The organism is bacterium, assembly GCA_035691305.1.
Classification (GTDB): Bacteria; Sysuimicrobiota; Sysuimicrobiia; order Sysuimicrobiales; family Segetimicrobiaceae; genus DASSJF01.
Genome location: DASSJF010000024.1, coordinates 1 through 26,988, shown reverse-complemented (window position 1 = coordinate 26,988; position 26,988 = coordinate 1). Strand labels below are relative to the sequence as shown.

Genomic DNA, 26,988 nt, shown 5'->3' with positions numbered 1-26,988 from the left:
CGGCGGCCACGGCGCCGCGGCGGCGCCCGGCCTACGGCGGCGCCGCGGGGAGCGCCGGCGCCGCCGATCCCCTCTGGTACAAGGACGGCGTCATCTACGAAGTCCACGTCCGCGCGTTCGCCGACAGCAACGGCGACGGGGTCGGCGATTTCCCGGGCCTGACCTCGCGCCTCGACTATATTCAGAGCCTCGGCGTGACGGCGCTGTGGCTGCTGCCGTTCTACCCGTCTCCGCTCAAAGACGACGGCTACGACATCGCCGACTACACCGGCATCCATCCGGCGTACGGAACGATGCGCGACTTCCGCGTGTTCCTCGCGGAGGCGCACGCCCGCGGGCTCCGGGTGATCACGGAGTTGGTCCTCAACCACACGTCGGACCGGCACCCGTGGTTCCAGCGGGCGCGGCGCGCCCAGTCCGGCACCGTGGCCCGCGACTTCTACGTCTGGAGCGACACCGCGGACCGCTATCCGGACGCCCGCATCATCTTCCGCGACTTCGAACCGTCCAACTGGGCGCTCGACCCGGCCGCCCGCGCCTACTACTGGCACCGCTTCTACTCGCACCAGCCGGACCTCAACTTCGACTCGCCCGCGGTGCGCGAGGCGATGCTCGACGTGGTCGATTTCTGGATGGAGATGGGCGTGGACGGGATGCGGCTCGACGCGGTCCCGTACCTGTACGAGCGGGAGGGCACGATCTGCGAGAACCTTCCGGAAACTCACGCGTTCTTGAGGCTGCTGCGCCGGCACATCGACGAGCGGTACCCCGCCCGCGTGCTGCTGGCGGAGGCGAACCAGTGGCCGGAGGACGCGATCGCGTACTTCGGCGCCGGCGACGAGTGTCAGATGGCGTTCCACTTCCCGCTGATGCCGCGCCTGTTCATGGCGATCCGCCAGGAAGACCGGTTTCCGCTGATCGAGATCCTGTCGCAGACCCCGCCGATCCCGCCGAACTGCCAATGGGCGATGTTCCTCCGCAACCACGACGAGCTGACGCTCGAGATGGTGACCGACGAGGACCGCGACTACATGTATCGGGTCTACGCCCACGACCCCGCGGCCCGGATCAACCTCGGTATCCGCCGGCGGCTCGCGCCGCTGCTCGGCAGCCACCGGCGCCGGATCGAGCTGATGAACGGCCTGCTGTTTGCGATGCCGGGCACGCCGGTGATCTACTACGGCGACGAGATCGGCATGGGCGACAACATCTACCTCGGCGACCGCAACAGCGTGCGCACGCCGATGCAGTGGAGCGCCGACCGCAACGCGGGCTTTTCCCGCGCGAACCCGCAGCGCCTCTACCTGCCGGTGGTGATCGATCCGGAGTACCACTACGAGACCGTCAACGTCGAGGCGCAACACGACAACCCGCACTCGCTGCTCTGGTGGACACGGCGGCTCGTCGCGATGCGGCAGCGCTACCGTGCCTTCGGGCGGGGCACCCTCGAATTTCTGCAGCCGGACAACCGGAAGGTGCTGGCGTTTCTGCGGCGGCACGAGGACGAGCAGCTCCTCATCGTCGCCAACCTCTCCCGGTTCGTGCAGTACGTCGAGCTCCCGCTGCAGGCCTGGAGCGGCCTGGTCCCGGTCGAGGTGTTCGGCCGGACGCCGTTTCCTCCGATCGGCGAGCTGCCGTATCTCCTGACCCTCGGCCCGCACACGTTCTACTGGTTCGCGCTCGAACGCCCGTCGTCGCGCGGTGCGCGCGAGCCCGAACTGCCGGCGCGCGCGCCGCTCGAGGCGCCCGACGGGTGGGAATCGCTCGTCGCCGCGCGGGATCGCGCGCTGACCGACGCGCTGTGGACGTTCGTCCGGGGCCGCCGTTGGTTCGGGGGCAAGGGGCGCGCGGTGCGCGCGGTCGCGGTCGAGCACGCGGTGCGGCTGCCCGCCGACGGCGGCGCATCCCGGCGCCCGGTGCCCGAAGGGCGTGAGGAAGGTTGGGCCGGATACGTCTTACTGCTGCGCGTCGACTACGTCGAGGGCGACCCGGAAGTCTACGCGCTGCCGCTCGCGTTTGCCCAGGCGGGCGCGGGCGCCGACGCGGTGCGGCGCGACCTGCCGGGCGCGCTGATCGCCGACGTGCGCGAGGCCGGGGGGGACGGCGTGTTCTACGACGGCGTCTACGACCGGGCCGTCGCGCTCGCCCTGCTCGACGTGATGGCGCGGCGGAAGCGTGCGCGTCCCGGCCACGCCGACCTTGCCGGCGTACAGACGCATGCCTTTCGGACGGTCGCGCCGTGGGCTGGACAGGCCGGGGCGCCGGTGCCGGAGTCATCGGTGCTGCGGGGCGAGCAGAGCAATACTTCCCTCGTCTACGGCGAGCAGTGCATCCTGAAGCTGTTCCGCCGGCCGGAGACGGGTGTGCACCCGGATTTCGAGATCGGGCGCTTCCTCACCGAGCGCGCCGCGTTTGCGCACGCGCCGCAGGTCGGCGGCGCCATCGAGTACCGCGCCGGCGACGAAACCCGGACCGTGGCGATCCTCTCGCGATTCGTCCAGAACGAGGGCGACGCGTGGCAGTACACCCTCGACCAACTCGCGGACTACTACGAGCGCGTCGAGGCCGCCGGGCGGCTGCCGGCGCCGCCGGGCGGCCCGCTCATCGCGGCCGCGCGCGCCGGCCGTCCCGCGGGGGCGGCCGGCTGGACCGGCTCCTACCTCGACGCCGCGGATCTCCTCGGCCGGCGGACGGCGGAGCTGCATCTCGCGCTGGCCTCGAATGCGGCGGATCCGGACTTCGCGCCGGAGCCGCTCACCGCCATGTACCAGCGGTCGATCTATCAGTCGGTGCGCGCGACGGTCCGCCGGGGGCTGCAGATGCTCCGGCGGAATCTGACGGCGGTCGCGGAGGCCGTCCGGCCGATGGCCGAGCAGGTCGCCGCGGCCGAAGACGAACTGCTCGGACGTCTCCAGCCGTTGTTGGAGGGCCGCGTCGACGCGGTTCGCATCCGCACCCACGGCGACTATCACCTGGGGCAGGTGTTGTGGACCGGTAAGGACTTCGTCATCATCGACTTCGAGGGTGAACCGGCCCGGCCCCTCTCCGAACGGCGGCACAAGCGGCCCGCGCTGCGCGACGTCGCCGGCATGCTGCGTTCGTTCGACTACGCGGCGCTGGCCGCGCTCGCCGATCAGGCGGCGCGCGGCGCGGTTCCGGCCCCGGACCAAACGGCGCGGCTTCGGGCCGGCGCGCGGCTGTGGACGCAGTGGGTGGCGGCGGCTTTCCTTGGCGGATATCTCGACGCCGCCGCGCCGGGCGTGACGCGGGATGGGGTGCGCCCCGCCCCTCCGCCGATCGTGCCGTCCGACGCGCGCGCGACCCAGTTGCTGCTCGACGCCTTCCTCATCGACAAGGTAAGTTACGAGCTCGCCTACGAGTTGAACAACCGGCCGGCGTGGGCCTGGATCCCGCTCACCGGCATTCTGACGCTCCTCGGCCGCCCGCCGGCATGAGCGCGCGGTGACGGGGGGAGACGCTCCGCCGGGCTCAGGAGGGCCCCGGGGCCTCGACGGCATGCCGGGCGCCGTCCTGCTCACCGGCGGACGGTGCCGTTTTCGGGTGTGGGCGCCGAACGCGCGCGCCGTTCAGGTGCATCTCGTCGCCCCCGACGAGCGGCGGGTCGCGCTGGAGCCGCGCGACCGCGGCTACCACGACGCGATTGTCCCGAGGGTCGCCGCGGGGGCGCGCTACAAGTACGTGCTCGACGGCGGCGCGGAGTTTCCGGACCCGGCGTCTCGGCTGCAGCCCGAGGGCGTGCACGGGCCGTCGGAGGTCGCCGACCCGGCGTTCCCGTGGACGGACGGCGGCTGGCGCGGCCTCGCGCTGGCGGACTACCTGATCTACGAGCTGCACGTCGGCGCGTTCTCGCCGGCGGGCACCTTCGACGGCGTGGTCCGCGAGCTCGACGCGCTTGTCGACCTCGGCGTGACCGCGATCGAGCTGATGCCGGTCGCCCACTTCCCGGGTACCCGCAACTGGGGCTACGACGGCGTGGACCTTTACGCGGTGCACACCGCCTACGGGGGCCCGGAGGGGTTGAAGCGGCTCGTGGACGAGTGCCATCGCCGCGGTCTGGCGGTCATCTTGGATGTCGTCTACAACCACCTCGGCCCCGAAGGCAACTACCTCCCGCAGTTCGGTCCGTACTTCACGGACCGGTACCGGACGCCGTGGGGCGACGCGGTCAACTACGACGGCCCCGACAGCGACGGGGTGCGGCGCTTCGTCCTCGACAACGCCTGCCGGTGGATCACGGAATTCCACGTCGACGGTTTGCGGCTCGACGCGGTGCACGCGATCTTCGACGAATCGGCGCGGCACATTCTCGAGGAGCTCGGCGCCGAGGTCCATGAGAGCGGGCGCGCGGCCGGCCGCCGCGTCGTCGTGATCGCGGAGAGCAATCTCAACGACCCGCGCCTGACGCGCCCCATCGCGCGGGGCGGCTACGAGCTCGACGCGGCATGGAGCGATGATTTCCACCACGCGCTGCACACGCTGCTTACCGGCGAGCGGATCCGGTACTACGAAGATTTTCGCGGTGTCGATGATCTGGCGCTGGCATGGGCGGACGGGTTCGTCGTCGCGGGCCGGTACTCGTCCTACCGCCGGCGGCGGCACGGCGCGCCGTCTCGCGACGTGCCCGCCCCGCGTTTCGTCGTGTGCGCGCAGAACCACGACCAGGTCGGCAACCGCGCGCTCGGGGAGCGGCTGGCCCGCCTCGCCGGCTTCGAGGCGCTGAAGCTAGCGGCGGGGACGGTGCTTCTCTCGCCGTTCGTACCGCTTCTGTTCATGGGCGAGGAGTACGGCGAGCGGGCGCCCTTCCTGTACTTCACCGATCACGGCGATCCGGATCTCGCCGCCGCCGTCCGGCGAGGACGGCGCGAAGAGTATCCGGAGGGCGAACCGCCGGACCCGCAATCGCCGGAGACGTTCGAGCGGTGCCGGCTCAACCGCGCGCTGGCGCGCGACCCGCGTCACCGGGCGCTGTCGGGACTCTACGCGGCGCTGATCCGTCTACGCAAGACCGTCCCGGCGCTGGCCAACCTGAGCAAAGAACCGATGGAGGTGCGCGTCGTCGGGCCGGACGCGCGCGTCATGATGGCACGCCGCTGGCACGGCGACAGCGCCGCGGTGATGTTGTTCAACTACTCCCCCTCCCCGGCGGTTCTCGAGGTGCCGCTTCCCGCCGGCCGCTGGGTGCTGCTGCTCGACTCGGCCGACGCACGGTGGGCGGGCCCGGGCCGCGCGGCGCCACCCGAACAGGAGTCGCACGGCTCCGCGGCACTGACGCTCGCGCCCTGGTCCTTTGCGCTGTACGATAGGCAGAGTATTGAGGGCGCGGCCGAAACGGTGCGGCCGAGCTCCGCGGGGCGGTGATGCGCTGATGCGGCTGACGTTTGTCCAACCGCGGCCTGAGCTGCGCCCGCACATCGAGTCGTTCTGGGTGTTCGAGTGCGACGCGGGGTTGCCGTCCGCGGATACAAGCATCGCCGCCCCAAACGGCTGCGCCAAGCTGATCATCCCCTACCGGAACTCGCTGCTGTCGCGGCATCCCGGCGGCCGGCCGCAAGAGACCAAGGCGCACGGATTGTACTTCGTCGGGGTCCAGGAGCGGCCCACTATCTTGACGTCCGCCCCCCGTCCGACGGGCTTCATCGCGATCGAGTTCTCTCCGCACGGCGCGCACCGCTTCCTGGACCTGTCGATGGCGGACACGGCCAACGGCCTGTTCGCGTTTGAGGACCTGCGCGGCCGGATCGGGCGCGAATGGCGGGAAGGTCTCGGCAACCTGCCCGGCGCGGGCAGGAAGGTGCAGTACGTGCAGGCGTGTCTGGCCGCGTCGCTCCGGGAGGACCGGCCGTCGTCCGCCGTCGTCGATCACGTCGTGCGGACACTGAAGAGGACCGGCGGCCTCACGCCGATCAAGACGCTCGAGGGGCAGACCGGCTACTCCAGCCGGTACCTGGAACTGCTGTTCAAAGAGCAGGTCGGCGTGTCTCCGAAGACGCTCGCGCGGATCTTCCGGTTTCAGAGGTTCTACGAAAAGTGGGCGCGAGACCGACGCTACGATCTGTTGACGAGCGAAGTGTACGACTACTATCATGACCAGTCCCACTTCGCGAAAGAGTTCAAAGAGTTTACCGGGTACGCGCCCCGCCGGTTTGCGGCCGAGGTGTCCAACGAGTTTGGGCGGCGCCTGGCGCGGCGGTAGTCCTTCGCATTTTTCCTATACTCGTCCGAGCCTTAGGCGCAGACTTCCATCGAATGACCGTCTGCGCGTGGAGGCGATCGCATGATCACCGACGAGCAAATGCGGGAAAGGCTGAAGGCGGCAAAACCGTACACCCTCATGATCTTGCATAAGACCGCGAAGAATCGTGACCCCGGACGCGACAAGATCGTGTGGGAGCACGGGCGTCGCAACTTTGCGCTGCGGGATCAGGGCTTGCTTCCCATTGTGTGTCCGGTAGGCGATGAAAGCGGCGTCGCCGGCATCGGCATTTTCACGACGAACGCGGAAGAAACGAGAAAGATCGTGGACGGAGATCCGGGAGTGCGGGCCGGAATCTTTACGTACGAACTCCACCCGATTCGAGGGTTCCCCGGCAGCGCGCTGCCCTAGGCGGAGACGCGGCGCAGCCCGGCCAGGACGGCCGTGATCCCGGCCAGGGCCAGGGCGCCGAGCAAGCCGAACGCCGCGTAGCCGAGCGGCTGCACGTATTCGGGCGCCCGCCCCCGCTTGCCGCGAAACGTGAGGGCGGCGCGGTCGACGGTTCCCGGTGTTCCGCCGACGTCCATCGGTCCGCCGGCCACCGATCCCCACTGTCCCGGCCCGAACCGCGCGTAGTACCACCACGTGCCGGCGACGGGAAAGACGTACCACCCCCGGTAGACTCCGGGCGCCGCCGGTTCCAGGACTTGGCGGTTGATCATCCCGCCGGGCCGGAACATCGAGAGCAGCATTTCTCCTCCACGGGGGGCGTCCGGAGGGGCAACCCGGACGGTGACGAGGCTCGGGCGCCCCGAGCCGCCGTCCGCGATCGCGATCTGTGCCGTGGTTCGCGGCGCGACCCGCAGCGCCGGCGCGGCGACGACCGATGCGGCGCTTCCAGCGGCAAGCGCCGCGGCGGCGGCCAGGACAATGACGATCCGGTTCAAACGTGCGCGGGAGCGTTGGCCGGTTTCTGTCCGGGTCTCCGGCGCGACACCGGATCGAGGGGCGGCTCCGAGAGAGGCCGCGGCGGCGGCGGCCGCCGCCCCCATGAGCGCCGACAACGCGAGCGCGGGCGCCAGCGCGCGCACCGACACGCCCGCCGTCCAGAACAGCCGGATCCCGCCCGCGGCCGGCGCGATGCCGTCGATCATGACGAGGTTGGCGGCGAACGTCACGGCGCCTGCGCCCACACCGGCAAGCCATCCGGGCGCGCGCCGCTCGACGAGAAGATCCACGGCAATAGCCGTCGGGATCAGCAGCGGAATCGACGGCTGTGAGATCCCGCCCCAGTCGAGGTGCGCGGCAATCATCAGCCACCCGGCGAGGGCGATGCGCATGGCGGTAAAGAGGATCGCCGTTACCGTCGCCGCGTACGGTCGCGGCGCGAGCAGCGCGATCAGGAGAAGGGGAAAGACCGGAAGCCCGGCGAGCAGCACCGGGTGGAAGAACATCGGGAACTGCGGCACCACGAACTCGTACTCGCCGGTGACGACGACCACCCCGGCCAGCAGCGTCGCCGTGAAGAAGACGGCGAGATCGCCGAACAGCCGGCGCCGCCGCGGATCGTCCGTGAGCCGGCGTTCGATCCACGCGCACACGAGCCCGCCGAAGCGGCCGACGGCGAGACCCAACAGCCCGACGAGGTGCATCGGTCCCCACAGCGTGACGTCCACGCCGTACAGCCGGTGCCACAGGTCGTCGAGCGGCGCGAACAGGAGCACCAGCGCGGCGCCCGCGGTGACGATCAGCACGCCGGGATGCAGGCGGTATCGGCCGGCCCGTATGTGATACGGCGTGTCGCGCCGGTCGCGCCGGAGCCCGTAGCCGGCGACGATCAGGACGGCAAGCAGCGCCCCGTAAATGAAGTCGTGCGGCGGGGTGAAGAAAGTGTCGCGGCCCTTGTCGATGTGCCAGGAGATGTCCCAGTAGAGGCCGAGAAAGCCGGCCAGCGCGCCCGCGGCGAGAACGGGCAGCAGTCCGATGCTCCACAGATCGTCGCGCCTCATCGCAGGCATGATACCACGGGAGGTGTGAAGATCCGGCGGCGTCCGTTCGAAGGACGTCGCGCGCCGGGCGTGAAGGACGTGCCATGCCTGCCCGCGCGCTGCCCGCGGTGGCGCTGACGCTCGGCGACCCCGCCGGCATCGGCCCCGAGATCGTCGCCAAACTCGCCGCTCGCGGTGATCTGATGCGGCAGGCGCGCGTCGTCGTCGTGGGCGACCGGTGGGTCTGGGACGACGGGCAGCAGATCGCCGGCCGGCGGACGGAACTCCACGAGGTCGCGTCGATCGGCGAGGCGCGGGCATGGCAGGAGCCGGGCGTACCCTGCCTCCTCCCGATCGAGACCGTCCGGCGGGAGGAAGTCGTTCGCACGACGGCGACCCCGGCGGGCGGCGCCTCGGTGCTGCGCGCGCTCGGCGTCTGCCTCGACGCGGCGCGTGCGGGCCACATCGACGCGTTGTGCTTCGCCCCGCTCAACAAGCTCGCGATGAAACAGGCGGGTCTCAGGCACCCGGACGAGCTGCACTTCTTCGCCGAGTACCTCGGCGTACGCGACTACGTGTGCGAGATCAACGTGCTCGAGGGACTGTGGACGACGCGGGTCACGTCGCACGTCCCGCTCAAGGACGTCGCCGCGTCACTGAGCGGCGAGCGGCTCAAGCAGGCCGCGCGGCTGCTGTACCGGTCGCTCCGGGCGGCCGGCGTCGAGCGGCCGCGCATCGCGGTGGCCGGCCTCAACCCGCACGCCGGGGAAGGCGGTACGTGCGGCCGCGAGGAGATCGACGTGATCGCGCCGGCGGTGCGGGAGGCGGCCGCGGAGGGGATTCCGATGGACGGGCCGTTCTCGGCGGATACGATCTTCCTCAGGGCGCGGGCCGGACTCTACGACGGCGTCCTCACCATGTACCACGACCAGGGCCAGATCGCGCTTAAACTCATGGGCTTCGACCGCGGCGTCACGGTGCAGGGGGGACTCCCGCTGCCGGTTACCACGCCGGCGCACGGCACCGCGTTCGACATCGCGGGCCAGAACCGGGCGAACGTCGAGGCGTTGAGCCGCGCCTTTACGATCGCCTGCCGGATGGGCGCCGCGCGCCGGACCTGAACGAACCGCCGGCGCCCGTCTGTCTCTCCCCGGCTGCCCGCGTGGAGCGGCTGGTCCGTCCGCGATGCGCGGGCGCGAGCAACTGCTCGAGGGTCTGATGATTGGCACTGTGGCCCCTCCCGGCTATCGTGAGGCGACCTCGGCGTTGGTCCTCTGTTCCCACGCGGTTCCGGCGGGCACGGCGATCTCCCACCGGAGGATGAGCATCGCTCCCTGCTGGTTACGCTCGAAGCCGGACTCGGAGTTCGAGATCGTGAAGACCGGCAGCGTCCACACGTCCGCGGGGCGATCGGCCGTGAACGTCAGGGTGAGACCGGAGTAGGTTTCGCCGGCGCGCACCACCGTCGTGCGGGGCAGGTCCGCGCTCTCCCACAGCGAGACGTGCGGGCCGGCGCCGGCCGCCGCCCACACCTGTTCCGGACGTCCAAACAGGCCCAGACTCCACTCCTCCGCGAGCACCGCCCGCAGGACGCCGGGACCGTGCCAGGTCAGGCGCACCGCGTGCACGAGGCCCCGGCTGCGCGCCGGGAGCGCGAGCCGGCGCTCGAGCGTGACCTCGCCCCCGCCGACCGGCGCCCGCCGGATCAGCGACGCGGCGGCGGCGCCCGCGCTGTCACCGACGGTCCAGGCGTACGATCCGGTGCCGAACTCGCCGAGGTCCTCGACCGCATCGCGCCACACCTCTTCGCGCGTCGCGCTCAAAGGCCACAGCCAGGTGCGCAGCGTGGTGCGGCGGACGCGGTCGTACACAAGCAGGCGGTCGAGTCCCGGCTCCTTCGCGTGGTCACCGGCCTCGTGGATCGAGACGGCGCCTTCGGTCGCCGGCGGCTCCTGCCGCACGCGCGCATGGTAGGCTTCCGCACGGCGGGTGAGGACGTTGCCGAGGTGCCGCTTCGCCGCCCGGTCGTCCCATTCGACGATGCTGCCGCCGCGGGCGGGATCGATCGTGCACACTTCGAGGGGGGTGGCCAGGTAGAGTTCCGGCCGGCCGTCCCCGTTGAGGTCGGCCGCCGACGCCTCGACGTACGGCTCCGCGTGGCGCGCTGCGTCGGCTTCGGCCTCCGCGGCGATAAGATGCCCAAACGCCGTGCCCCGGATATGGGGCAGGTAGATGCCGCCGAACACCCCGTGCCAGTAGGTGCAGTTGCACTCGCCGCTCCACAGTTCGTCGAGCGCGCGCTCCCGGGCCGGGCCGGGCGGCATCGCGTGCACCTTGCGGCCGGCGCGCAGCGCGAGGTGGTGCAGCGTGTTGGCCTCCGGGTACCGCACAAGGAAGTGCCGCCAGAACCCGCCGCGCACGAAGCTCGCGAGGTCGCCGCGGCCGCCGGTCTCGAGGTCGTGCCGCAGGCTCGCGCGCGCCTCCGCGCGGGTCGGCGGCAGCGCCCACTCCGCCATTTCTTCGTACGTCGCCGTCGGCAGGTAGATCGTCCCGGCCGGCTCGTGAGTGCGCCGGTAGTCGCCCGGGGGCACGAGGTCGATCCACCGGGCCGTCTCCAGCATCTCAAAGAAGCGGTCGACCCAGCCGCGCTCCCAGCAGTGCGCGTACGTCGTCGGCCACATCCCAAACTTTTCGCCGTCGTCACCCATCAGCGCGAGGTTGAGCGGCTCCCGCCGGCCCTCCGGGCGCACGTCCGTGTCGGCGAGCGAGCGGAGATAGTCAATGACCTCGTCCGGGGTGACCCACGGGATAAGATAGCGCAGGCGCCGGAGGCTCGGAAACAACGCCACGGCGACGCCCTCTTCTTCGGTCACGTAGTAGCCGAGGAGCTGCGTGTCGTCGAGGCCGACGGCGTGGAAGTGCGTGTCGTCCACGATCGTGTAGGCGACGCCGGCCTCGCCGAGCGGCCGCGCGAGGTGCGGCTCCCATACCCGCTCCGCGAGCCAGAGGCCGTCCGCGGCGTAGGCGAACTCGTCCCGCACCGCGCGGGTCATCTTGAGGATCTGGCCGCGCTTGTCCGCGTCGGGTACGATCGGGAGGATCGCCTCGTAGTAGGCGCCCGTCAGCATCTCGACCTGCCCGCGCTCGACAAGGCCCCGCACGCTCGCGATTAGGTCGGGGCGGTGTTTGCGCAGCCACGCGAGCAGCGGTCCCGAGTAGTGCAGCGCGAGGCGGACCTTGGGATGACGCTCGAGCGCGGCGATCATCGGCGCGTATGACCGCTCCGTCGCGTTCGCGAAGACGTGGTCGAAGTTGCCGACGGGCTGATGGTTGTGGAGGACTAGGGAGAGCGCGAGCCGTTGCATCGCCGAACCCTCAGCGCGGGCAGCTCCTCATGCCTCGCCGCTTTCCCCGCCGGCGACGAGGCCCCGGCCGCCGCGGCGGTCGCCCGGCGCGGCGGCCGAGGCCGTTTTTGGAGAGTGCTCCGTGACGCTGCCGGCCGGCATGTACAGCACGACCGCGGCGAGCCCGAGCGCGACGAGGCCCAGTCCCAGCACGAACGCCCCGTGGATGCCCTGTGCGAGCGCCTGCCTCAAGACGTCGTGCGCGGCGGCGCTCATGCCGCTCTGCGCGGCCGAATCGAGCATCGCCTGCGGGTCCGCCACGGCGCGGAGGTGGACGCGGACCGCCGCCGGGAGATGCGCGAGCCGAGCGTCGAGGATGCCGACGAGCACCGCGCCCTGGGCGCTCACGCCGATCGCGCTGCCGAGGTTGCGGGTGAAGATGTTGATGGACGTGACGATGCCGCGCAGCGGCCGCGCCACCGCGTTCTGCATCGCGATGATGAACATCGTGGCGGTGAGGCCCATGCCGCTTCCCAACACCACCATGTCGATGAAGACCACCGCCGCGGTGGACCGCGCGTCGAGCCGGGTGAGCAGCAGCGCTCCGGTCGACAGCAGCGTCATGCCGGTGACCGCCACCGGCCGGTAGCCCCACCGCAGCGCGACCCGGCCGCCGACGATGCTCGAGACCGTCCACATCACCATGTACGGCATCAGCGCTTCGCCGGCCGTCGTGGCGCTCTTGCCGATCACCGCCTGCACGAAGAGCGGGACGTAGGCGGTGGTCCCAAAGATGCTGACCCCGATCAGGAACCCGCCGAGGCAGGCGACGGAGATCATGCGGTTGCTGAACAGACTGAACGGCAGGAACGGCTCGTCGTTGTGCGTCTCCACGTGCACGAACCAGAGCAGCAGCACGGCGCACAGCGCGGCCAGCCCAAACGACGGCGCGGAGAGCCACGCAAACTCGTGGCCGCCCCAGAACATCAGCAGCAGGAGCACGATCGACGCCCCCGACAAGAGGCCGATGCCCGCGTAGTCGATCGACCCCGTCCCCTGCGCGGCGTGCGATTCCTGGAACGCCAGGGTGAGAATGAGCGTTGCGACGAGCCCCGCCGGGATGTTCACGAAGAAGATCCAGCGCCAGGCGCCGTGATCGGCCAGCGCGCCGCCGATCAGCGGGCCGACGATCGCCGCGAGCCCCCAGACGCCGCTGAAGAGCCCCTGGATGCGCAGCCGCTGCTCCACGGGGAAGAGGTCCGCGATGATCGTGAGCGCGATGGGCAGCACCGCGCCGCCGCCGATGCCCTGCAGCAGCCGGAAGAAGACCAGCTCACCCATCGACCGGGACAGCCCGCACAGCGCGGAGGCGGCGATGAACCACAGAATGCCGATTAGGTAGATGCGCTTGCGCCCGTGCAGGTCGGCGAGCCGCCCGAAGATCGGCGTCGTCACGACGAACGCGATCTGGTAGGCCGCGAAGACCCAGGAATACAGTGCGAACCCGCCAAACCTGGCGACGATCGTCGGCATCGCCGTGCCGACCGCCGTCGAGTCCATCGCCGCGAGAAACATGCCGAGCATCGCGGCGACCGTGACGATCACGCGGCGGCCCGCTTGAGTCCGCGGGGCGGCGGGACCGTCTCGCCGGCCGGCCGTTACGACAGCCACCCGAGCCGTCCCGGCACCATGATGCCCTTGGGATCGTACTGCGCGCGCAGCCGCCGCATCAGGCCGGCCGCGGAGGGCGCGGAGCCCCAGACCGGCAGGTTGGGCTTGAGCGCCGGCGGCGCGGCTTCGACCACGACGTACCCGCCGAGGCCCGGCGCGGCGGCCGCGTCCTCGGCGGTGCGGGCGATCGCATCCGCGAGCGCCGGAGCGTCGGCCGTGCACGCGGCGACGTAGGTCAGTCCGACGCCGGCGTGGGCGAGCACCGCGGGCGGCGCTCCCGCCGCGGCGGCTTCCGCCGCGGCGGCGACGTCGAGCCAGCGCGCGATCGGCGTGCCGGCGCGGAACACGACGCTGCCCGGATGCGACGCCGGGGACGGAAACTCGGCGACCGCCCGCCACAGCGCTTCGTGCGGCGCGCCGGAGTAGACGTCGACCGATGCGTGCGGGCCTCCGGCCGCCGCGGCCAAGGTGCGCATTTCCTCGATGTGGCGGGTCCGGCTCTCCTCGAGCCCTTCCGCGAGCAGCAGCACGCCCCACCGTGCCCCACCCGCACCGGTTCCGCCTCCGGGGACCGGGCGGCGGGGCGCGCCGCCGTCGCCGGCCGGGAGCGATACACCGGCGCTCCTCGTGAGCATTGCGAGCGCGGCCGGACTCGCCGCCTCCAGCGCGGACGGCAGCAGATACGAGCGCATCACCGCGGTCGTGAGGGTGTGCGCCGCCGCGGCGCCCGGCAGAGTCACGAGGACCGTCACACCTTCGCCCGGAAGCGGCAGGACCTTGAAGGTGACGTCCGTGATGACGCCGCACGATCCGAAGGAGCCGATGAACAGCTTGGACAGGTCGTAGCCGGCGACGTTCTTGACGACTTTGCCGCCGGCCTTGATCACTTCGCCGGTCGGCAGCGCGACGCGGATGCCGATCACAAGGTCGCGGATCGACCCCCACAGGAGGCGCCGGGGGCCGTTGCGGTTGGCCGCGACGAGCCCGCCGATCGTGGCCGCGTCCGCGCCCGGCGGGTCGAGCGGCAGCCACTGCCCGTTCGCGGCGAGCGCCTGCTGCAGCTCCCGGAACGGGGTACCGGCGCGCACCGCCACCACGTAGTCGGCCGGCGTGTAGTCGGTGATGCCGGTGAGCCGGGTCGTCTCCACCACAAGGTCCGCCCGAGACGGAGGATTGCCGAGATGCTGATGCGCACCGCCGCCGCGCGGGATCACGCCGGCGCCCGAGTCCGCGGCCGCGGTCAGGAGGGAGGCGATCTGCTCGGCGTCCGCGGGCACCGCCCACAGTCCCGGACGCACGCCATCGATCCGCCGCGCGTCGAGACGGTCGGGATCGAGCGCCAGGTGCGCGTCGCCGACGATCGCGCGGACCCGCGAAGCGAACGCCCCGCCCACCCGGTCCTGCGCGGAGGAAACGCTGCTCATGGAGGGGCGGGCCACGGTGACGTTGACGCCACCGCGTAGGACCGGTCGAGCAGATCGACGACGTGGCATGTTTCGATCGGCACGCCGCGCGCGCGGATGCCGGCCGCCAGCTGCAGCAGGCAGCCGGGATTCGGGGCGACGAGCAGGTCCGCGCCGGTCCGCATCACCGCGCGCATCTTCTCCTCGAGGATCCGCCGCGAGTACTCCGGCTCCACCACGTTGTAGATCCCGGCGCTGCCGCAGCAGCGATCGGCTCCCTCCATCTCGACCAGCTCGAGGCCGGGGATCCGCCGCAGCAGGTCGCGCGGCTGGCGGCGGATGCGCTGGCCGTGCGCGAGGTGGCAGGGATCCTGATAGGTCGCGCGCACGCGGATCTCGCCGAGCGTGCCGGTGAGGCCGAGCTCGGCGAGAAACTCGCTCGCGTCGCGACAGATACTGCTGAACGCTTCGGCCCGGGCCGCATACCGGGGGTCGTCACCGCGGAACAGCACCGGATACTCCTTGCACGCGACGCCGCAGCCGGCCGCGTTGATGATCACCGCGTCGACGCCGGCGCGCAGGAAACCCTCGATGTTGCGGCGGGCCATCGCCTGGGCGGTCGGGCGCTCCCCGTTGTGGATGTTGAGGGCGCCGCAGCACGCCTGGTCCGCCGGCACGACGACCTCGCAGCCGTTGCGCCGCAGCACGCGGACCGTCGCCTCGTTGGTGCCCGGGAACAGCACGCTCATCGCACAGCCGCTCAGGAACCCCACGCGGGCGCGGCGGGGGCCGATCGCGGGGAAGACTTCTTGCGCGGGCGCGAACGCCTCGTCCGGCACCCCCGGCAGCAGCGATTCCATCTCGCCGAGGCGCTTCGGCATGAGGTGCAGGCGGCGCAGGAGCGGGCCGAGCCCGCTGCGCTGGTAGAACCTGAGCAGGCCGGCCGCGGCGCGCAGCCGCTCCGGGTGCGGCATCAGGTGTCGCAGCGCGGCGAGCGTCACGCGCCGGGCGACCGGCGACCCCGTCGGGCCGACCTCGGCGCGGCCGGCCTCGATGATCGTCCCGAAATGCACGCCGGCCGGGCAGGCCGTCTCGCACGCGCGGCAGCCGAGGCAGACGTACATATGCTCCTCGAGCCGGTCGTCGATCGGAATACGTCCCTGCGCCGCCGCCTCGATCAGGTGGATGCGCCCGCGCGGCGACTCGGTCTCGAGGCCGAGCATGCGGTACGTCGGGCACGCGGGCAGGCAGAACCCGCACTGGATGCACTTGTCGAGCTCCGGAATCAGGAGTCGCGGGATCGGGCGGGCGGCCGCGGTCGTAGCCATCGCGCTCAGATCCACAACCCCGACGCCGCCAGGCGCGGCGCGCGCCGCGTGAGCAGCTCGCCGCAGGAGACGGGTGTCGGGAAGATTTTGAACGGGTTCATGCGGTCCTCCGGGTCGAACGCGGCCTTCAGCCGCCGCTGCGCACCGAGATCGGCGTCCGAGAAGATCCAGGGCATGTAGTTGTTCTTTTCGAAGCCGATGCCGTGCTCTCCGCTGAGGCTGCCGCCGGCCGCGACGCAGGCGGAGAGCATCTCCTCACTCGCCTGCATCACGCGGTCGGTCTCGCCCGGCACCGTTGCGTCGTACGGAATGAGCGGGTGGACGTTGCCGTCGCCGGCGTGGAAGACGTTCGCGACCCGGATGTTGTGGCGCCGCGCGATCTCCACGATCTGGTGCATGATCGCCGGCAGCTGGCTGCGCGGGACGACGGCGTCGTGCAGGTAGTAGTTGGGCGCGAGCCGCCCCATCGCGCCGAAGGCGCCCTTGCGCGCGGCCCAGTAGAGGTGGCGCTCGTCCTCGGTGCGCGCGATGCGGATCTCGCGGGCCCGGTTCCGCCGGCAGAGGTCTTCCACGGTCGCCGCGCACCGTGCGAGCCCCTCGCGGACGCCTTCGACCTCGATCAAGAGCACGGCCCCGGCGTCCAGCGGCAGCCCGGCGTGGACCGCGGGCTCGACGGCCTCCGCGGTCAGTTGATCGATCATCTCGAGCGAGGTGGGTCCGATGCCGGAGGCGATGATGTCCGCCACGGCCTGGCTCGCCTCCTCGATCGTCTCGAAGATGCCGAGTATCGTGCGTACGGTCTCCCGGCGGCGCATCAGCCGGACGGTGACCGCGGTGACGATGCCGACGGTGCCCTCGGAGCCGACCGCGAGACCGGTCAGATCGAGGCCGGGCTCGTCGGGTCCGCGGCCGCCGAGGTGCGCGACCGAGCCGTCGCCCATCACCATCTCGAGGCCGAGCACGTGGTTCGTCGTGACGCCGAAGGCGAGCGTGTGGACGCCGCCGCTGTTGTTCGCGACGTTGCCGCCGATGCTGCAGGCCGACTGGCTGCTGGGATCCGGCGCGTAGAAGTAGCCGTCCGCTTCGACGGCGCGCGTGATGTCGAGGTTGATGACGCCGGGTTGCACGACGGCGACTCGGTTGTCCACGTCGATCGAGAGGATTCGCCGCATCTTGCTCATCGCGACGACGATCCCGCCGATCGGCGTGATGGCGCCGCCCGACAACCCGGTGCCGGACCCGCGCGCGATGAGGGGGACGCCGAAGCGCGCCGCACCCCGCACGATCGCGGCGACGTCGTCCGTCGACTCGGGAAAGACCACCAGATCGGGAATGGCCGCGAGGACGGAGCCGTCGTACTCGTACGCCAGCAGGTCGACCGGCCGCGCGAAGACACGGTCGCGCCCCACCGCGTTCCGGAGGGCGGCGGCGAGCGCGTCGCGATCGGCAATACGAACGCGGAGTTCGGCGAGACTCACGGCCACTTCAGTATAGCAGACGCCCGAAGGCGCACGGCCGATGCGCCCCCGCCGGTCCGCTTTCTACCGGTCCGCCGAGATGATCGTGCCGGCCAGGGTGCCCGCGTCTTCCGCCAGGCCGAGGAACGTCGCCGACTTTCGTTTGCGCTGAAAGTGCACGCCCATGAAGTGCAGTCCGCGAACCACTGTGCTGGAGCCCTCGCGCTGGATCGGGAAGCCCATATCATCGAACGCCTGCGGCAGACGGACCCAGCGGCCGTAGTCCGGCCGGAAGCCCGACGTAAAGACGATCGCGCCGAGGCGGTCGAGCCGGAGGGCCCCGACCGGTTCGGCCGCAAACGGCAGCGGCGGCGGCATTTCCGGTGCTCTCACGCCGCGGGCGCCGCAGGCTTTCCGGATGAGGTCCCGGACGAGCGCATAGCGTTCATCGCCCCACGCGACCGATTCCGTCACGTCGGACGCGAAATGCGCGACACCCTCCTCGACGCCCCTGAGGTGGCCGGTGAGCCGCACCCCCTGCGCCTGCAGCGTACGGTAGTGGCAGTCGTGTCCGCCGTTTCGGCCGCTCGCCTGGATATTGGCCGCGAGCCGCGCCGCGGGGCTGGGTAGATCCGCGACCGTGGCCTCAAACCACGGCGTCTCGACGAGCCACGAGACGATGTCGCGGCCTTCGATTCGCCGCGGCCCCCACGGCGCCCGGCCGCAGGACAGGTACGTTTCCCGGCCTGCGTTCCTAAGCTCCTCCGCGAGTTGACACCCGGTTTGCCCGCTCCCAACGATAAGTACCGGACCGTCGGGCAGCGCTCCGGGGTGCGTGTACTGCTCGGCATCGACGGCGTGCACGGACGCGGGAAGCTGCGCCGCCGCCGCGGGCCGGTGCGGCTTCTGATACGCGCCGCTGGCGAGAACGACTCGGCGGGCGCGGATCGCGCCCGCCGCCGTGCGGAGGATGAAGCCGGCGCGTTCGTCCGCCTCGAGCGCCGTTACCGTCACGCCTTCGCGTACCGGCGCGCCGAAATTCCGCGCGTAAGCGACCAAGTGCGCCACGATTTCGTCCCTCGGCATGAAGCCGTCGGGATCGCCGGTGTACGCGTACCCCGGGAGCTGGACGGTCCAGTTCGGAATGACGAGGCAGAAGCTGTCCCAGCGGCCTCGCCACGTCTCCGCGACGCGGGCCCGTTCCAGAATCACGTGCTCGACGCCGCCCCGCTGCAGTTCGTAGCTCAGCGAGAGTCCGGCCTGTCCGGCGCCAATAATGACGACGTTGGCGGATTCCGTCACGTCGTTCGTCCGCGCTACGGTTTCCGCGCGAAGCATCCGCGTGCCCGCAGCGGGGTCACGACAGTTGTGCGGCGTCGGCCCGTCGCCGCGAAAGCAATGGAACCGATGAAGACAGCGTGCCGATCCGTCACGGCGGCCCCCTTGCGGCGCGATCCTGACGAGTCCGCCGAAGTTCGCGGCTGCTCCGGCAGGGTCCTTCCCGGCGCGGTCGGAACCGTGTCTCGATGCGCATCTATACGATCGGCCACTCGACGCGCTCGCTCGACGAGCTGGTCGAGGCGCTGCGGCGCTTCGGCGTGCGGACGCTTGTCGACATCCGCACGGTACCCCGGTCCCGCCACGTTCCGCAGTTCAATCAGGACAACCTGCGCCGGGCCCTGCCGAACCGGCGAATCAGGTACCGGCACATGAAGGCGCTCGGCGGCCTCCGCCGGCCGCGACCCGATTCCACCAACACCGCGTGGCGGAACACCGGGTTCCGGGGATTCGCGGACTATATGGAAACGCCGGAGTTCGAGGCGGCGCTCCGCGAGCTGCGGGCGTTGTCGCGCGAGGCGGGGCCGGTCGCGATCATGTGCGCCGAGGCGGTGCCGTGGCGGTGCCACCGGTCGCTCGTCGCGGACGCCCTCATCGCGCGCGGGGACGAGGTCGTGGACATCATGGCGCCCGCGAGCGGCCGGCCGCATACGCTGACACCGTGGGCTCACGTTGAAGGGACGAAGGTCACCTATCCGGGGTCGCCGCCTCCGCGAACTCGGCGCGAGTCACACGCGGGACCCGAGTAGTTCACCCCGCCAGGGCGCCCGCCTCGATCATCGATGCGAGCCGTTCGATCCGCTCGGCGAACATCTTCTCGCCGAGATCCGCGGTCGAGCCGCGCGCGTCGCCCAGGATGCCGGTCGGGCTCATCTCGTTCATCGGCGGTGGGACCTTTGAGCGCCAGCGGATCGAGGCATCGCCGGTGAAGCCCTCGCATGCCTTGTCCATCTGCACGAGGTCCGGCCGGTGCGCCAGCATGAGCGACGTCTCGCCCTGGGCCGCGTGAACGCCGAGCCTCTTCATTTCGAGGCCCTCGCGGGCCGCGAACGCCTTCGTGTGCTCGAGCCACTCGTCGAAGTCCTCGACCGCCGAGATCCTGAGGCCCGCGTGCTCTTTGCGCACACGCGGCAGCACGCCCCGCAGCGCGCGGTAGTTGCCGCCGTGGCTGCATAGCAGGATGATCTCGCGGAAGCCGTGCCGCGCGAGCGACCGGCACGCTTCTTCGATCGTCTTCTCCAGGGTGGACTCCTCGATGCTGACGGTGCCGGCCATCGGAAGATGCCCCGCGGAGTAGCCGATCGTGATAACCGGCGCCACCAGCGCGTCGCCGAGCCGGCGCGCGAGCCGCACGCCGGTCGCGTACCCGAGATAGGTGTCCGTGCCGATCGGCAGGTGCGGGCCGTGCTGCTCCATCGCCGCCAGCATGACGATCACGCGCCGCTTCCCGGCGGCGATCGTGTCGCGCACCTCCGGCCAGGTCATCTCTTCGATCAAGACGGTGTCGCGCATCGAGGTCTCCTCCGCGGTGCTCCCGAAGACGCCTTCGCGGCGGTCGAGAAAGAACCCCTTCCATCCGGAGGACCCATGAGCAGCAGCGCGCGCGATGAGCCGATGACGTCGCTCCGGTCTCACCTCGCCACGATCGCCGATCTCAAGGCGGCCGCGGCCGTCCTGCGCTGGGACCAGGAGACGCTGATGCCGCCGGGCGGCGCGGAGGGGCGGGCCCTGCAGCTTGCGACGCTGGCGCGCCTCGCGCACGAGCACCTCGTGTCGGACGCGACGCGGCGCCTGCTGGATGCCGCCGAATCCGCCGTGCGCGGCGGCGCCGCCGCGTCGGACGCCGCCGCGTTGGTGCGCATGACGCGCCGGGACCTCGATCGGGCGTCGAAGCTGCCCGCGGAGTTCGTCGCCGAGAAGAGCCGCGTGGCCGCGGTCGCCACGCACGTCTGGCGGGACGCGCGGCGGGCGGACGACTTCGCCGCGTTCCGGCCGCATCTCGAGCGGATCTTCCGGCTGGCGCGGCAAGAGGCGGACTACGTCGGCTACGGCGGCCACCCCTACGACGCGCTGGTCGATCGCTACGATCCCGGCGTGACGGCGCGCGAACTGGAGATGCTCTTCGGCCGGCTGCTCGAGGTCGTCGTGCCGCTGGTGCGCGCGATCGCCTCGCGCGCCGGGGTCGTGGATCCGGGGGTCCTCGACGCCGAGTTCGACGAGACGGCGCAGCGGACGTTCGCGCTCGAGGCCGTGCGGGAATTCGGGTACGATACGCGGCGAGGCCGGCTGGACCTCTCGGCGCATCCGTTCTCGACGAAGTTCCATCGGGACGACGTCCGCATCACGACGCGATTCGGCCGGCGGCTGTCCGCGGTGTTCGGCACCTTTCACGAGTCGGGCCACGCGATGTACAGTCAGGGCACCGCGGCGGCGCTCGAGCGGTCGCCGCTCTCGGACGGGGCGGGCAGCGGGATCCACGAGTCGCAGTCCCGCCTGTGGGAAAACCTCGTCGGCCGCGGCCGCCCGTTCTGGGAGTATGCGTTCCCGCGTCTCCGGCGGACGTTCCCTGAGCAACTGAAGGCGGCCGACGCCGAGCGCGTGTACCGCGCGGTGAATTACGTCACGCCCGGGCTGATCCGCGTCAACGCCGACGAGGTTACCTACAACCTGCACATCGTGCTGCGGTTCGAGCTGGAGAAGGCGCTCCTGACCGGAGATCTCGCGGTGGGCGACCTGCCGGCCGCGTGGAACGACAAAATGCGGGCCTACCTCGGCGTGACGCCGCCGAGCGACGCTGACGGCGTCCTGCAGGACATCCACTGGTCGAGCGGTCTCGTCGGCTCGTTCCCATCGTACACGCTCGGCAACGTCGCGTCGGTCCAGCTGTTCGAGGCGGCGCGACGCGCGCATCCGTCCGTTCCCGACGACCTCCGCGCCGGACGGTTTGGGACACTCTACGGATGGCTGCGCGACAACGTCTACATCCACGGCCGCAAGTTTCTGCCGTCGGAGCTGCTGCGGCGCGCCACCGGCGGCTCCCTGACCGCCGAACCGTACCTCGAGTACCTGGAGACCAAGTTCCGGGAGTTGTACGGGCTGCGGTAGCGATTCCACCATCGATTCGAACGTGGGGACCAACGTGGCCGCGGCGATCTACCGCCACGGCATGTGGTCAATGATGTGAACGCGTGGGCGGTTCGCCGGCCGACAACCAGCAGTCTCAGTAGTCTCGAGCCGGCGCCGCCGGCCGGGCGCCGTATACGGCGGGGAGCGGCGCGCGCCGCTCCCCGCCGCTATACCTTGAGCCGCGGGTCGAGGACGTCCCGGAGGCCGTCCCCTAGCATGTTGACGCCCAGCACCGTCAGCATGATCGCGAGGCCCGGGAACGTGGAGATCCACCAGGCGTCTCTCAGGTAGTCGCGGCCCTCGCTCAGCATCCGACCCCATTCCGGAGTCGGCGGCTGGCTGCCGAGCCCGATGAACGACAGCGCCGCGGCGGCGAGGATCGCCGTCCCCATCCCGAGTGTGCCGGCGACGATGACCGGCGCGACGACGTTCGGCAGGATGTGGCGGCCGAGAATGACCCGCACCGGCACGCCGATCACGCGGGCCGCGTCGACGTAGAGCTGCTCTTTCGCGACCAGCACCGACCCCCGGACGAGGCGCGCGTAGACCGGGATGCCGGAAATGCCCACCGCGATTTCCAGGTTCCGAAGGCTCGGCCCCAGCACGCTGACGATTCCCAGCGCGAGCAGAATCCCGGGGAACGCGAGCATCACGTCGACGACGCGCATCAGCACCGCGTCGAGCGCGCGGCCGTAGTAGCCGGCGAGGAGCCCGATCGCGGTCCCGACGGTCGCCGCGATGCCGACCGAGATCAGCCCGACGGTCAGCGAGATGCCCGATCCGTGGACCACGCGGCTGAAGGTGTCGCGGCCGTACTGATCGGTGCCCATCGGATGTCCCGAGCCCGGGGCGGCGAGCGCGTCGCCGATGTCGATCCGGATCGGGTTCACCGGGGCGAGCGCGTTCTGAAAGAGCGCGACGAAGACCAGGGCGCCGACGATGACGAGCCCCGTGACGGCGCCTTTGTGCCGCCGCACGCGGCGCAGCACGGAGCGAAGGCGCGTCCGGGACGCCGTCCCGCCCCGGCGGGCGGCGCTTAACGGCGGCGCCGCCGAAGACTCCTCGCCCGGTGTGGGGCGCCCGCTAACCATACCGGATTCTGGGGTCGACCGCGGCGTAGACGACGTCGACGGCCAGGTTGACGAGGACGTAGATGACCGCCACGAACAGCACGACGCCCTGGACCAGCGGAAAGTCTTTGTTCAGGATCGCGTTGACGAGCAGCCGGCCGATTCCGGGCCGCCCGAACACGGTCTCGATGATCACGGTGCCGGCCAGCAGCTGGCCGGCCTGAAGGCCGAAGATCGTCACGATCGGAATGAGCGCGTTGGCGAGCCCGTGCCGGAACACGACGGACGGCCCGGCCAGCCCCTTCGCGCGCGCCGTCGTCATGTATTCCATCCGCAGCACTTCCAGCATGCTCGAGCGCGTGAGGGCCGCGGTGATCGCGGCGGCGCCGGCGCCGAGGGCGAGCGCCGGCAGCACGAGGTGGTCGAGTCCGCCCCCGCCGGTCGCCGGCAGCAGACCGAGGTGCAGCGAGAAGACGAAGATCAGCAGCAGACCGAGCCAGAACGACGGCATGGACACGCCGAGGCGCGCCAGCATCATCGCGCCGACGTCGGCCCACGAGTTCTGGCGGATCGCGGCCGCGACGCCGAGGGCGACGCCCGTGGCGGCGGAGAGCACGAGCGCGGTGAGGGCGAGCTGCGCCGTGGACGGCAGGAGTTCCATGATCTCCGTCGTGACCGGCCGCCGGTCGCGGATCGATTCTCCGAGATCACCCCGGGCGGCATGCACGACGAAGCGGGCATACTGCTGCGCGAAGGGCTCGTTGAGGTGCAGCTGCGCGCGCATCAGCGCGATCTGCTGCGGGCTCGTCGCGAATTCGCTCAGCATCATCTTCACGGGATCGCCCGGGATGAGGTAGAGCATCGAGAACACGGCCAGGGTGACGCCGAAGACGACCGGGACGGTCGCGAGGAGCCGTCCGGAGATGTAGCGGATCACCGCGGGCGGACGTGCGGGAGGGCGGCGCTCCGGTGCAGACCGGCGGCCCCGGTCTGAACCCCCGGGAGGCCGTCGGCGCGAATGATGTGGCCGTCTTGGATCACGCCGGCCACCCGGCGGACGGCGGAGACGTCGGACAGCGGATTGTCCTTGAGCACGATCAGGTCCGCGCGTTTGCCGGGCTCGACCGTGCCGATCTCCGCGTCGAGCCCCAGCAGCGTCGCCGCGTCCGCCGTCGCCGCGCGAAGCGCCTGGTACGGCGACAGGCCGATCCGCACGAAGATTTCGAGCTCGGTGGCGATGTCCGGATGGGCGGCCGCGGGCGACCCGTTGTCCGAGCCCGCCGCCACGCGCACCCCGGCGCGGTAGGCGTCGCGGAACCGCTCGACTTTGAGATCCCAGGCGCGGCGCGCCAGCTCGACCACGGATGCGGGCAGGTGGTGGTCCGCCCCGGTCTCCTTCATCTTGTAGTAGATCGAGAAGGTCGGCACGATGAAGCCGTTCCGCTCGCGCAGCAGGTCGATGGTTTCCCGGTCCATGAACGAGGCGTGCTCGATGGAGTCGATCCCGGCGCGGAGGCAGTTCTTGATCGACGGCGCGCCGTGCGCGTGCGCGCACGTCTTGCGGCCGGCCTTCGCCGCCTCGCGCACGCCGGCGGTGAGCTCGTCGGCGTCGAGCTGGGTCGACGCCGGCTGTTCGCCCTCCTCGGCAAAGCCCCCGCTGGCCATGAACTTCACCCAATCGGTCCGGACTTTGATTCGCTCGCGGACCGCGCGCCGGACCTCGTCCGGGCCGTCGACCTCCTGTCCGTAGAACCAGCCGTGGCCGCCGGTCATCGTGATCATCCGCCCGCACGCCACAATCCGGGGGCCCGGAATCTTGCCCGCGGCGATCGCCTCGCGCAGCAGCACGTCGCTGTCGTTGAGCCCGCAGGTATCCCGAATCGTCGTGATCCCGGCGAGCAGCGTGCGGCGGGCGTTGTCCGCCGCACGCAGGATGCGCGTCCGCGGGTCGTGGGCGAGCTCCGCCTCGACGAGGTCGCCGCTCAGGGTGATATGACAGTGCGCGTCGATCAGCCCGGGCATGACGTACGCGCCGTGCAGGTCGAGAGTCGGACCGCCGTCCGCCGCCGCGATCGGTCCGGCGTCTTGCGGCGTCACGACCCGGCCGATCCGGCCGTCCTCGATCAGGACATCCGCCGGGCGGGCCGCGGCCGGCCCGGCCATGGAGACGACCGCGGCGTCCTTGAGCAGCACGCGCATGGACGTCCCCTTCTAGCCGGGCCGCACGACGGGCGTGCCGCCGAGCATGACCATCGCCGGATTCCGGAGGGCCCCAAGGTCTTCGAGGGGGTCGCCCGCCACGCCGACGATGTCCGCGTGGTATCCCTCGCGCAACGTCCCCACGTCGCCGGCGCCCATCGCCGCGGCCGCGGCCGAGGTCGCGGACACGACCGCCTCCGCGGCCGACATCCCGGCGCCGCGGAGCAATTCGAGCTCCCTGACCAGACCGTCGAACGGCGTGAATCGCCAGCCCGCGTCCGTGCCGGCGACGTACCGGACGCCCGACCGCCGCATCCGTGACGTGTTCTCCGTGTTGCCGTCGTTCATCCGGTGCCACCGCTCGACGGCGGCCCGTTCCTCCGTCGTCGGGTCCTCCCGGGCGGAGAGCGCGTCGACCAGGAAGTGGCCGACGCAGAGCGTCGACGTGACGCCCACGCCGCGCTGCGCGACCGCGTCGGCGACGTCCGGCTCGTATCGCTGTGTGCCGCGCGCGTCGGCAAGAAACAGCGCGTGCTCGATGTGGTCCGCGCCGGCCGCGAGCGCGTTCCGGGTGGCGGCGGCGCAGGTGCAGTGGATGCCGACGCGCCGGTTGAGCCGGTGGGCTTCGTCCACCGCGGCGCGCAGCTCCTCGACGGTGTATGACGGCCGCGACGAGTCGGTGCCGACCGTGCCGCCGCCGCTCGCCATCATCTTGATGTAGTCGACGCCCGCCTTGACGAGGCGGCGGACCATCGCGCGCACACCCTCCGGCCCGTCGGCTTCGCCGCCGAAATACCAGCAGTGCCCGCCCGTGATCGTCATCGGACACCGGCACAGGTGCAGGCGGGGGAGGGCCGCGTACCCGAGCTGCTGCGCCCGGCGCAGCTCGAGCGAGGTGTCGCGCATGCTGCCGCAGTCGCGGAGCGTGGTGATTCCGGCCCGCAGGGCGGTCTGCGCGTTGTGCATCGCCGACGCGAGCAGCACCCCGTCCGGCTCGCGCACGGACGTCTCGAACGGGGTGCCGTCGCCCGGCAGCACCAGGTGCACGTGCGCGTCGATGAGGCCGGGCAGCAGCGTGTGGCCCGCGAGGTTGAGCTCAGGCGCCCCCGGAGGCCAGTCTCCGCGGGGGGCCCGGCCGCCGTACACGCCGTGGATCCGGCCCCCGCGGACCACGACCGTGGGATCGGCGAGCGGCGGCGCCCCGGTGCCGTCGAGAAGCCGCGACGCGCGGACGATCAGCCATTCCGGACCGCGGGGCGTCACCCGGCCTACCTGCCGATGGTCGCGTCGCCCAGCACGGGATATCCCGAGTAGTTGTACTTCGTGCCGGTCACCGTGGACCGCACGATCCAGACGGACAGCTCGTCCACCAGAGGCACCGCGACCGCCTGATCCATCAGAAGCGCCTCGAGCTTCGCGTAGGTGGCCCGCCGCTTCGCCGGCTCGAACGTCGTCCGGCCCTCGGCGAGCAGCCGGTCCACCTCGGCGTTCGCGTAGCAGGACCAGTTGAAATTCCCGCCGATGTTCGTGGACGCGAACAGCGCGGCGAGGCCGTTGAAATCGGAGTCGCGCAGGAACAACACCGGCCCGTTGGTCGCGCAGTGGTAGTTGTCCTCGTACCACGGCGGCCGCGCCTGGCTCTTGATCTTCGCGTCGACCCCGAGCTGGAGCAGCTGGCCCTGCATCAGCTCGACCTCCGGCAGGTTCCCGCTGCCGTAGTTGATCGAATTGATCTCGATCGTGAGCGGCTGGCCGTTCTTCATCCGGATGTTGTTGGGACCCATCTTCCAGCCGGCCTCGTCCAGCAGCTCGGCGGCCTTCTTCGGATCGTACTTGTACTTGGCGCAGAG

Annotated in this window: 20 protein-coding genes; 7 read left to right on the top strand and 13 right to left on the bottom strand. The window is 71.1% G+C overall.

Features of this window, described 5'->3' with window-relative positions; all coding sequences use genetic code 11:
- Positions 1-92: 92 nt before the first annotated feature.
- The 4 genes from treS (at position 93) to VFL28_04030 (ending at position 6,625) form a co-directional block, all read left to right on the top strand.
- Positions 93-3,455, top strand: coding sequence for a maltose alpha-D-glucosyltransferase (gene treS / locus VFL28_04045; GenBank protein HET7263815.1), 3,363 nt, complete (start codon positions 93-95; stop codon positions 3,453-3,455).
- Between the two features lie 61 nt (positions 3,456-3,516).
- The gene (gene treZ, locus VFL28_04040) at positions 3,517-5,379 is read left to right on the top strand and encodes a malto-oligosyltrehalose trehalohydrolase (GenBank protein HET7263814.1); all 1,863 of its coding nucleotides are present in this window, start codon (positions 3,517-3,519) and stop codon (positions 5,377-5,379) included.
- 7 nt (positions 5,380-5,386) lie between these two features.
- A complete protein-coding gene (locus tag VFL28_04035; GenBank protein ID HET7263813.1) occupies positions 5,387-6,214 on the top strand; it encodes a helix-turn-helix domain-containing protein in 828 nt (275 codons plus the stop codon).
- An 81-nt stretch (positions 6,215-6,295) separates the two neighbouring features.
- Positions 6,296-6,625, top strand: coding sequence for a hypothetical protein (locus tag VFL28_04030; protein HET7263812.1), 330 nt, complete (start codon positions 6,296-6,298; stop codon positions 6,623-6,625).
- On the opposite strand, the gene VFL28_04025 is transcribed toward VFL28_04030, so the two are convergent.
- Positions 6,622-8,232 carry a hypothetical protein gene (locus VFL28_04025; GenBank protein HET7263811.1) on the bottom strand — a complete coding sequence of 537 codons (1,611 nt, stop codon included), beginning with the start codon at positions 8,230-8,232 and terminating at the stop codon, positions 6,622-6,624. The genes VFL28_04030 and VFL28_04025 overlap by 4 nt on opposite strands.
- 74 nt (positions 8,233-8,306) lie before the next feature.
- Here VFL28_04025 and VFL28_04020 point away from each other — a divergent pair, with 74 nt between their 5' ends.
- Positions 8,307-9,323, top strand: a complete 1,017-nt coding sequence (locus VFL28_04020; protein ID HET7263810.1) for a 4-hydroxythreonine-4-phosphate dehydrogenase PdxA — start codon at positions 8,307-8,309, stop codon at positions 9,321-9,323.
- Between the two features lie 123 nt (positions 9,324-9,446).
- Here the strand turns inward: VFL28_04020 and VFL28_04015 are convergent, their stop codons facing one another.
- From VFL28_04015 to VFL28_03990, 6 genes are all read right to left on the bottom strand, one after another.
- Positions 9,447-11,567, bottom strand: coding sequence for an alpha-amylase/4-alpha-glucanotransferase domain-containing protein (locus VFL28_04015; GenBank protein HET7263809.1), 2,121 nt, complete (start codon positions 11,565-11,567; stop codon positions 9,447-9,449).
- 27 nt (positions 11,568-11,594) lie between these two features.
- Entirely contained in the window at positions 11,595-13,151 is a 1,557-nt protein-coding gene (locus VFL28_04010; protein ID HET7263808.1) for an MDR family MFS transporter, read from the bottom strand.
- Positions 13,152-13,204: 53 nt separating this feature from the next.
- A complete protein-coding gene (locus VFL28_04005) occupies positions 13,205-14,641 on the bottom strand; it encodes an FAD-binding oxidoreductase (GenBank protein ID HET7263807.1) in 1,437 nt (478 codons plus the stop codon).
- Entirely contained in the window at positions 14,638-15,948 is a 1,311-nt protein-coding gene (locus VFL28_04000) for a (Fe-S)-binding protein (protein HET7263806.1), read from the bottom strand. Before VFL28_04000 ends, VFL28_04005 begins: the two co-directional genes overlap by 4 nt.
- Positions 15,949-15,953: 5 nt before the next feature.
- A complete protein-coding gene (locus VFL28_03995; protein HET7263805.1) occupies positions 15,954-17,426 on the bottom strand; it encodes an FAD-linked oxidase C-terminal domain-containing protein in 1,473 nt (490 codons plus the stop codon).
- A gap of 63 nt (positions 17,427-17,489) precedes the next feature.
- Complete coding sequence (locus VFL28_03990) at positions 17,490-18,707, bottom strand: NAD(P)-binding domain-containing protein (protein HET7263804.1); 1,218 nt, start codon at positions 18,705-18,707, stop codon at positions 17,490-17,492.
- A 224-nt stretch (positions 18,708-18,931) separates the two neighbouring features.
- On the opposite strand from VFL28_03990, the gene VFL28_03985 reads away from it, so the two are divergent.
- Positions 18,932-19,492, top strand: coding sequence for a DUF488 domain-containing protein (locus VFL28_03985; GenBank protein HET7263803.1), 561 nt, complete (start codon positions 18,932-18,934; stop codon positions 19,490-19,492).
- Position 19,493: 1 nt separating this feature from the next.
- Here the strand turns inward: VFL28_03985 and VFL28_03980 are convergent, their stop codons facing one another.
- Positions 19,494-20,255, bottom strand: coding sequence for a creatininase family protein (locus VFL28_03980; GenBank protein ID HET7263802.1), 762 nt, complete (start codon positions 20,253-20,255; stop codon positions 19,494-19,496).
- A gap of 75 nt (positions 20,256-20,330) precedes the next feature.
- Between VFL28_03980 and VFL28_03975 the strand changes: the two genes are divergently transcribed.
- Entirely contained in the window at positions 20,331-21,848 is a 1,518-nt protein-coding gene (locus tag VFL28_03975) for a carboxypeptidase M32 (protein ID HET7263801.1), read from the top strand.
- A gap of 188 nt (positions 21,849-22,036) precedes the next feature.
- Here the strand turns inward: VFL28_03975 and VFL28_03970 are convergent, their stop codons facing one another.
- The 5 genes from VFL28_03970 to VFL28_03950 form a co-directional block, all read right to left on the bottom strand.
- On the bottom strand, positions 22,037-22,858 hold the full coding sequence (locus VFL28_03970; protein ID HET7263800.1) for an ABC transporter permease: 822 nt from the start codon (positions 22,856-22,858) through the stop codon (positions 22,037-22,039).
- A 94-nt stretch (positions 22,859-22,952) separates the two neighbouring features.
- Positions 22,953-23,876: an ABC transporter permease gene (locus VFL28_03965; GenBank protein ID HET7263799.1), complete on the bottom strand. Its 924-nt coding sequence runs from the start codon at positions 23,874-23,876 to the stop codon at positions 22,953-22,955.
- A complete protein-coding gene (locus VFL28_03960) occupies positions 23,873-25,138 on the bottom strand; it encodes an amidohydrolase family protein (GenBank protein HET7263798.1) in 1,266 nt (421 codons plus the stop codon). The genes VFL28_03965 and VFL28_03960 overlap by 4 nt, the downstream gene beginning before the upstream one ends.
- A 12-nt stretch (positions 25,139-25,150) precedes the next feature.
- Positions 25,151-26,401: an amidohydrolase family protein gene (locus VFL28_03955; GenBank protein ID HET7263797.1), complete on the bottom strand. Its 1,251-nt coding sequence runs from the start codon at positions 26,399-26,401 to the stop codon at positions 25,151-25,153.
- A gap of 5 nt (positions 26,402-26,406) precedes the next feature.
- Positions 26,407-26,988: ABC transporter substrate-binding protein (locus VFL28_03950; GenBank protein ID HET7263796.1), on the bottom strand; the 582-nt coding region annotated here is incomplete at its 5' end.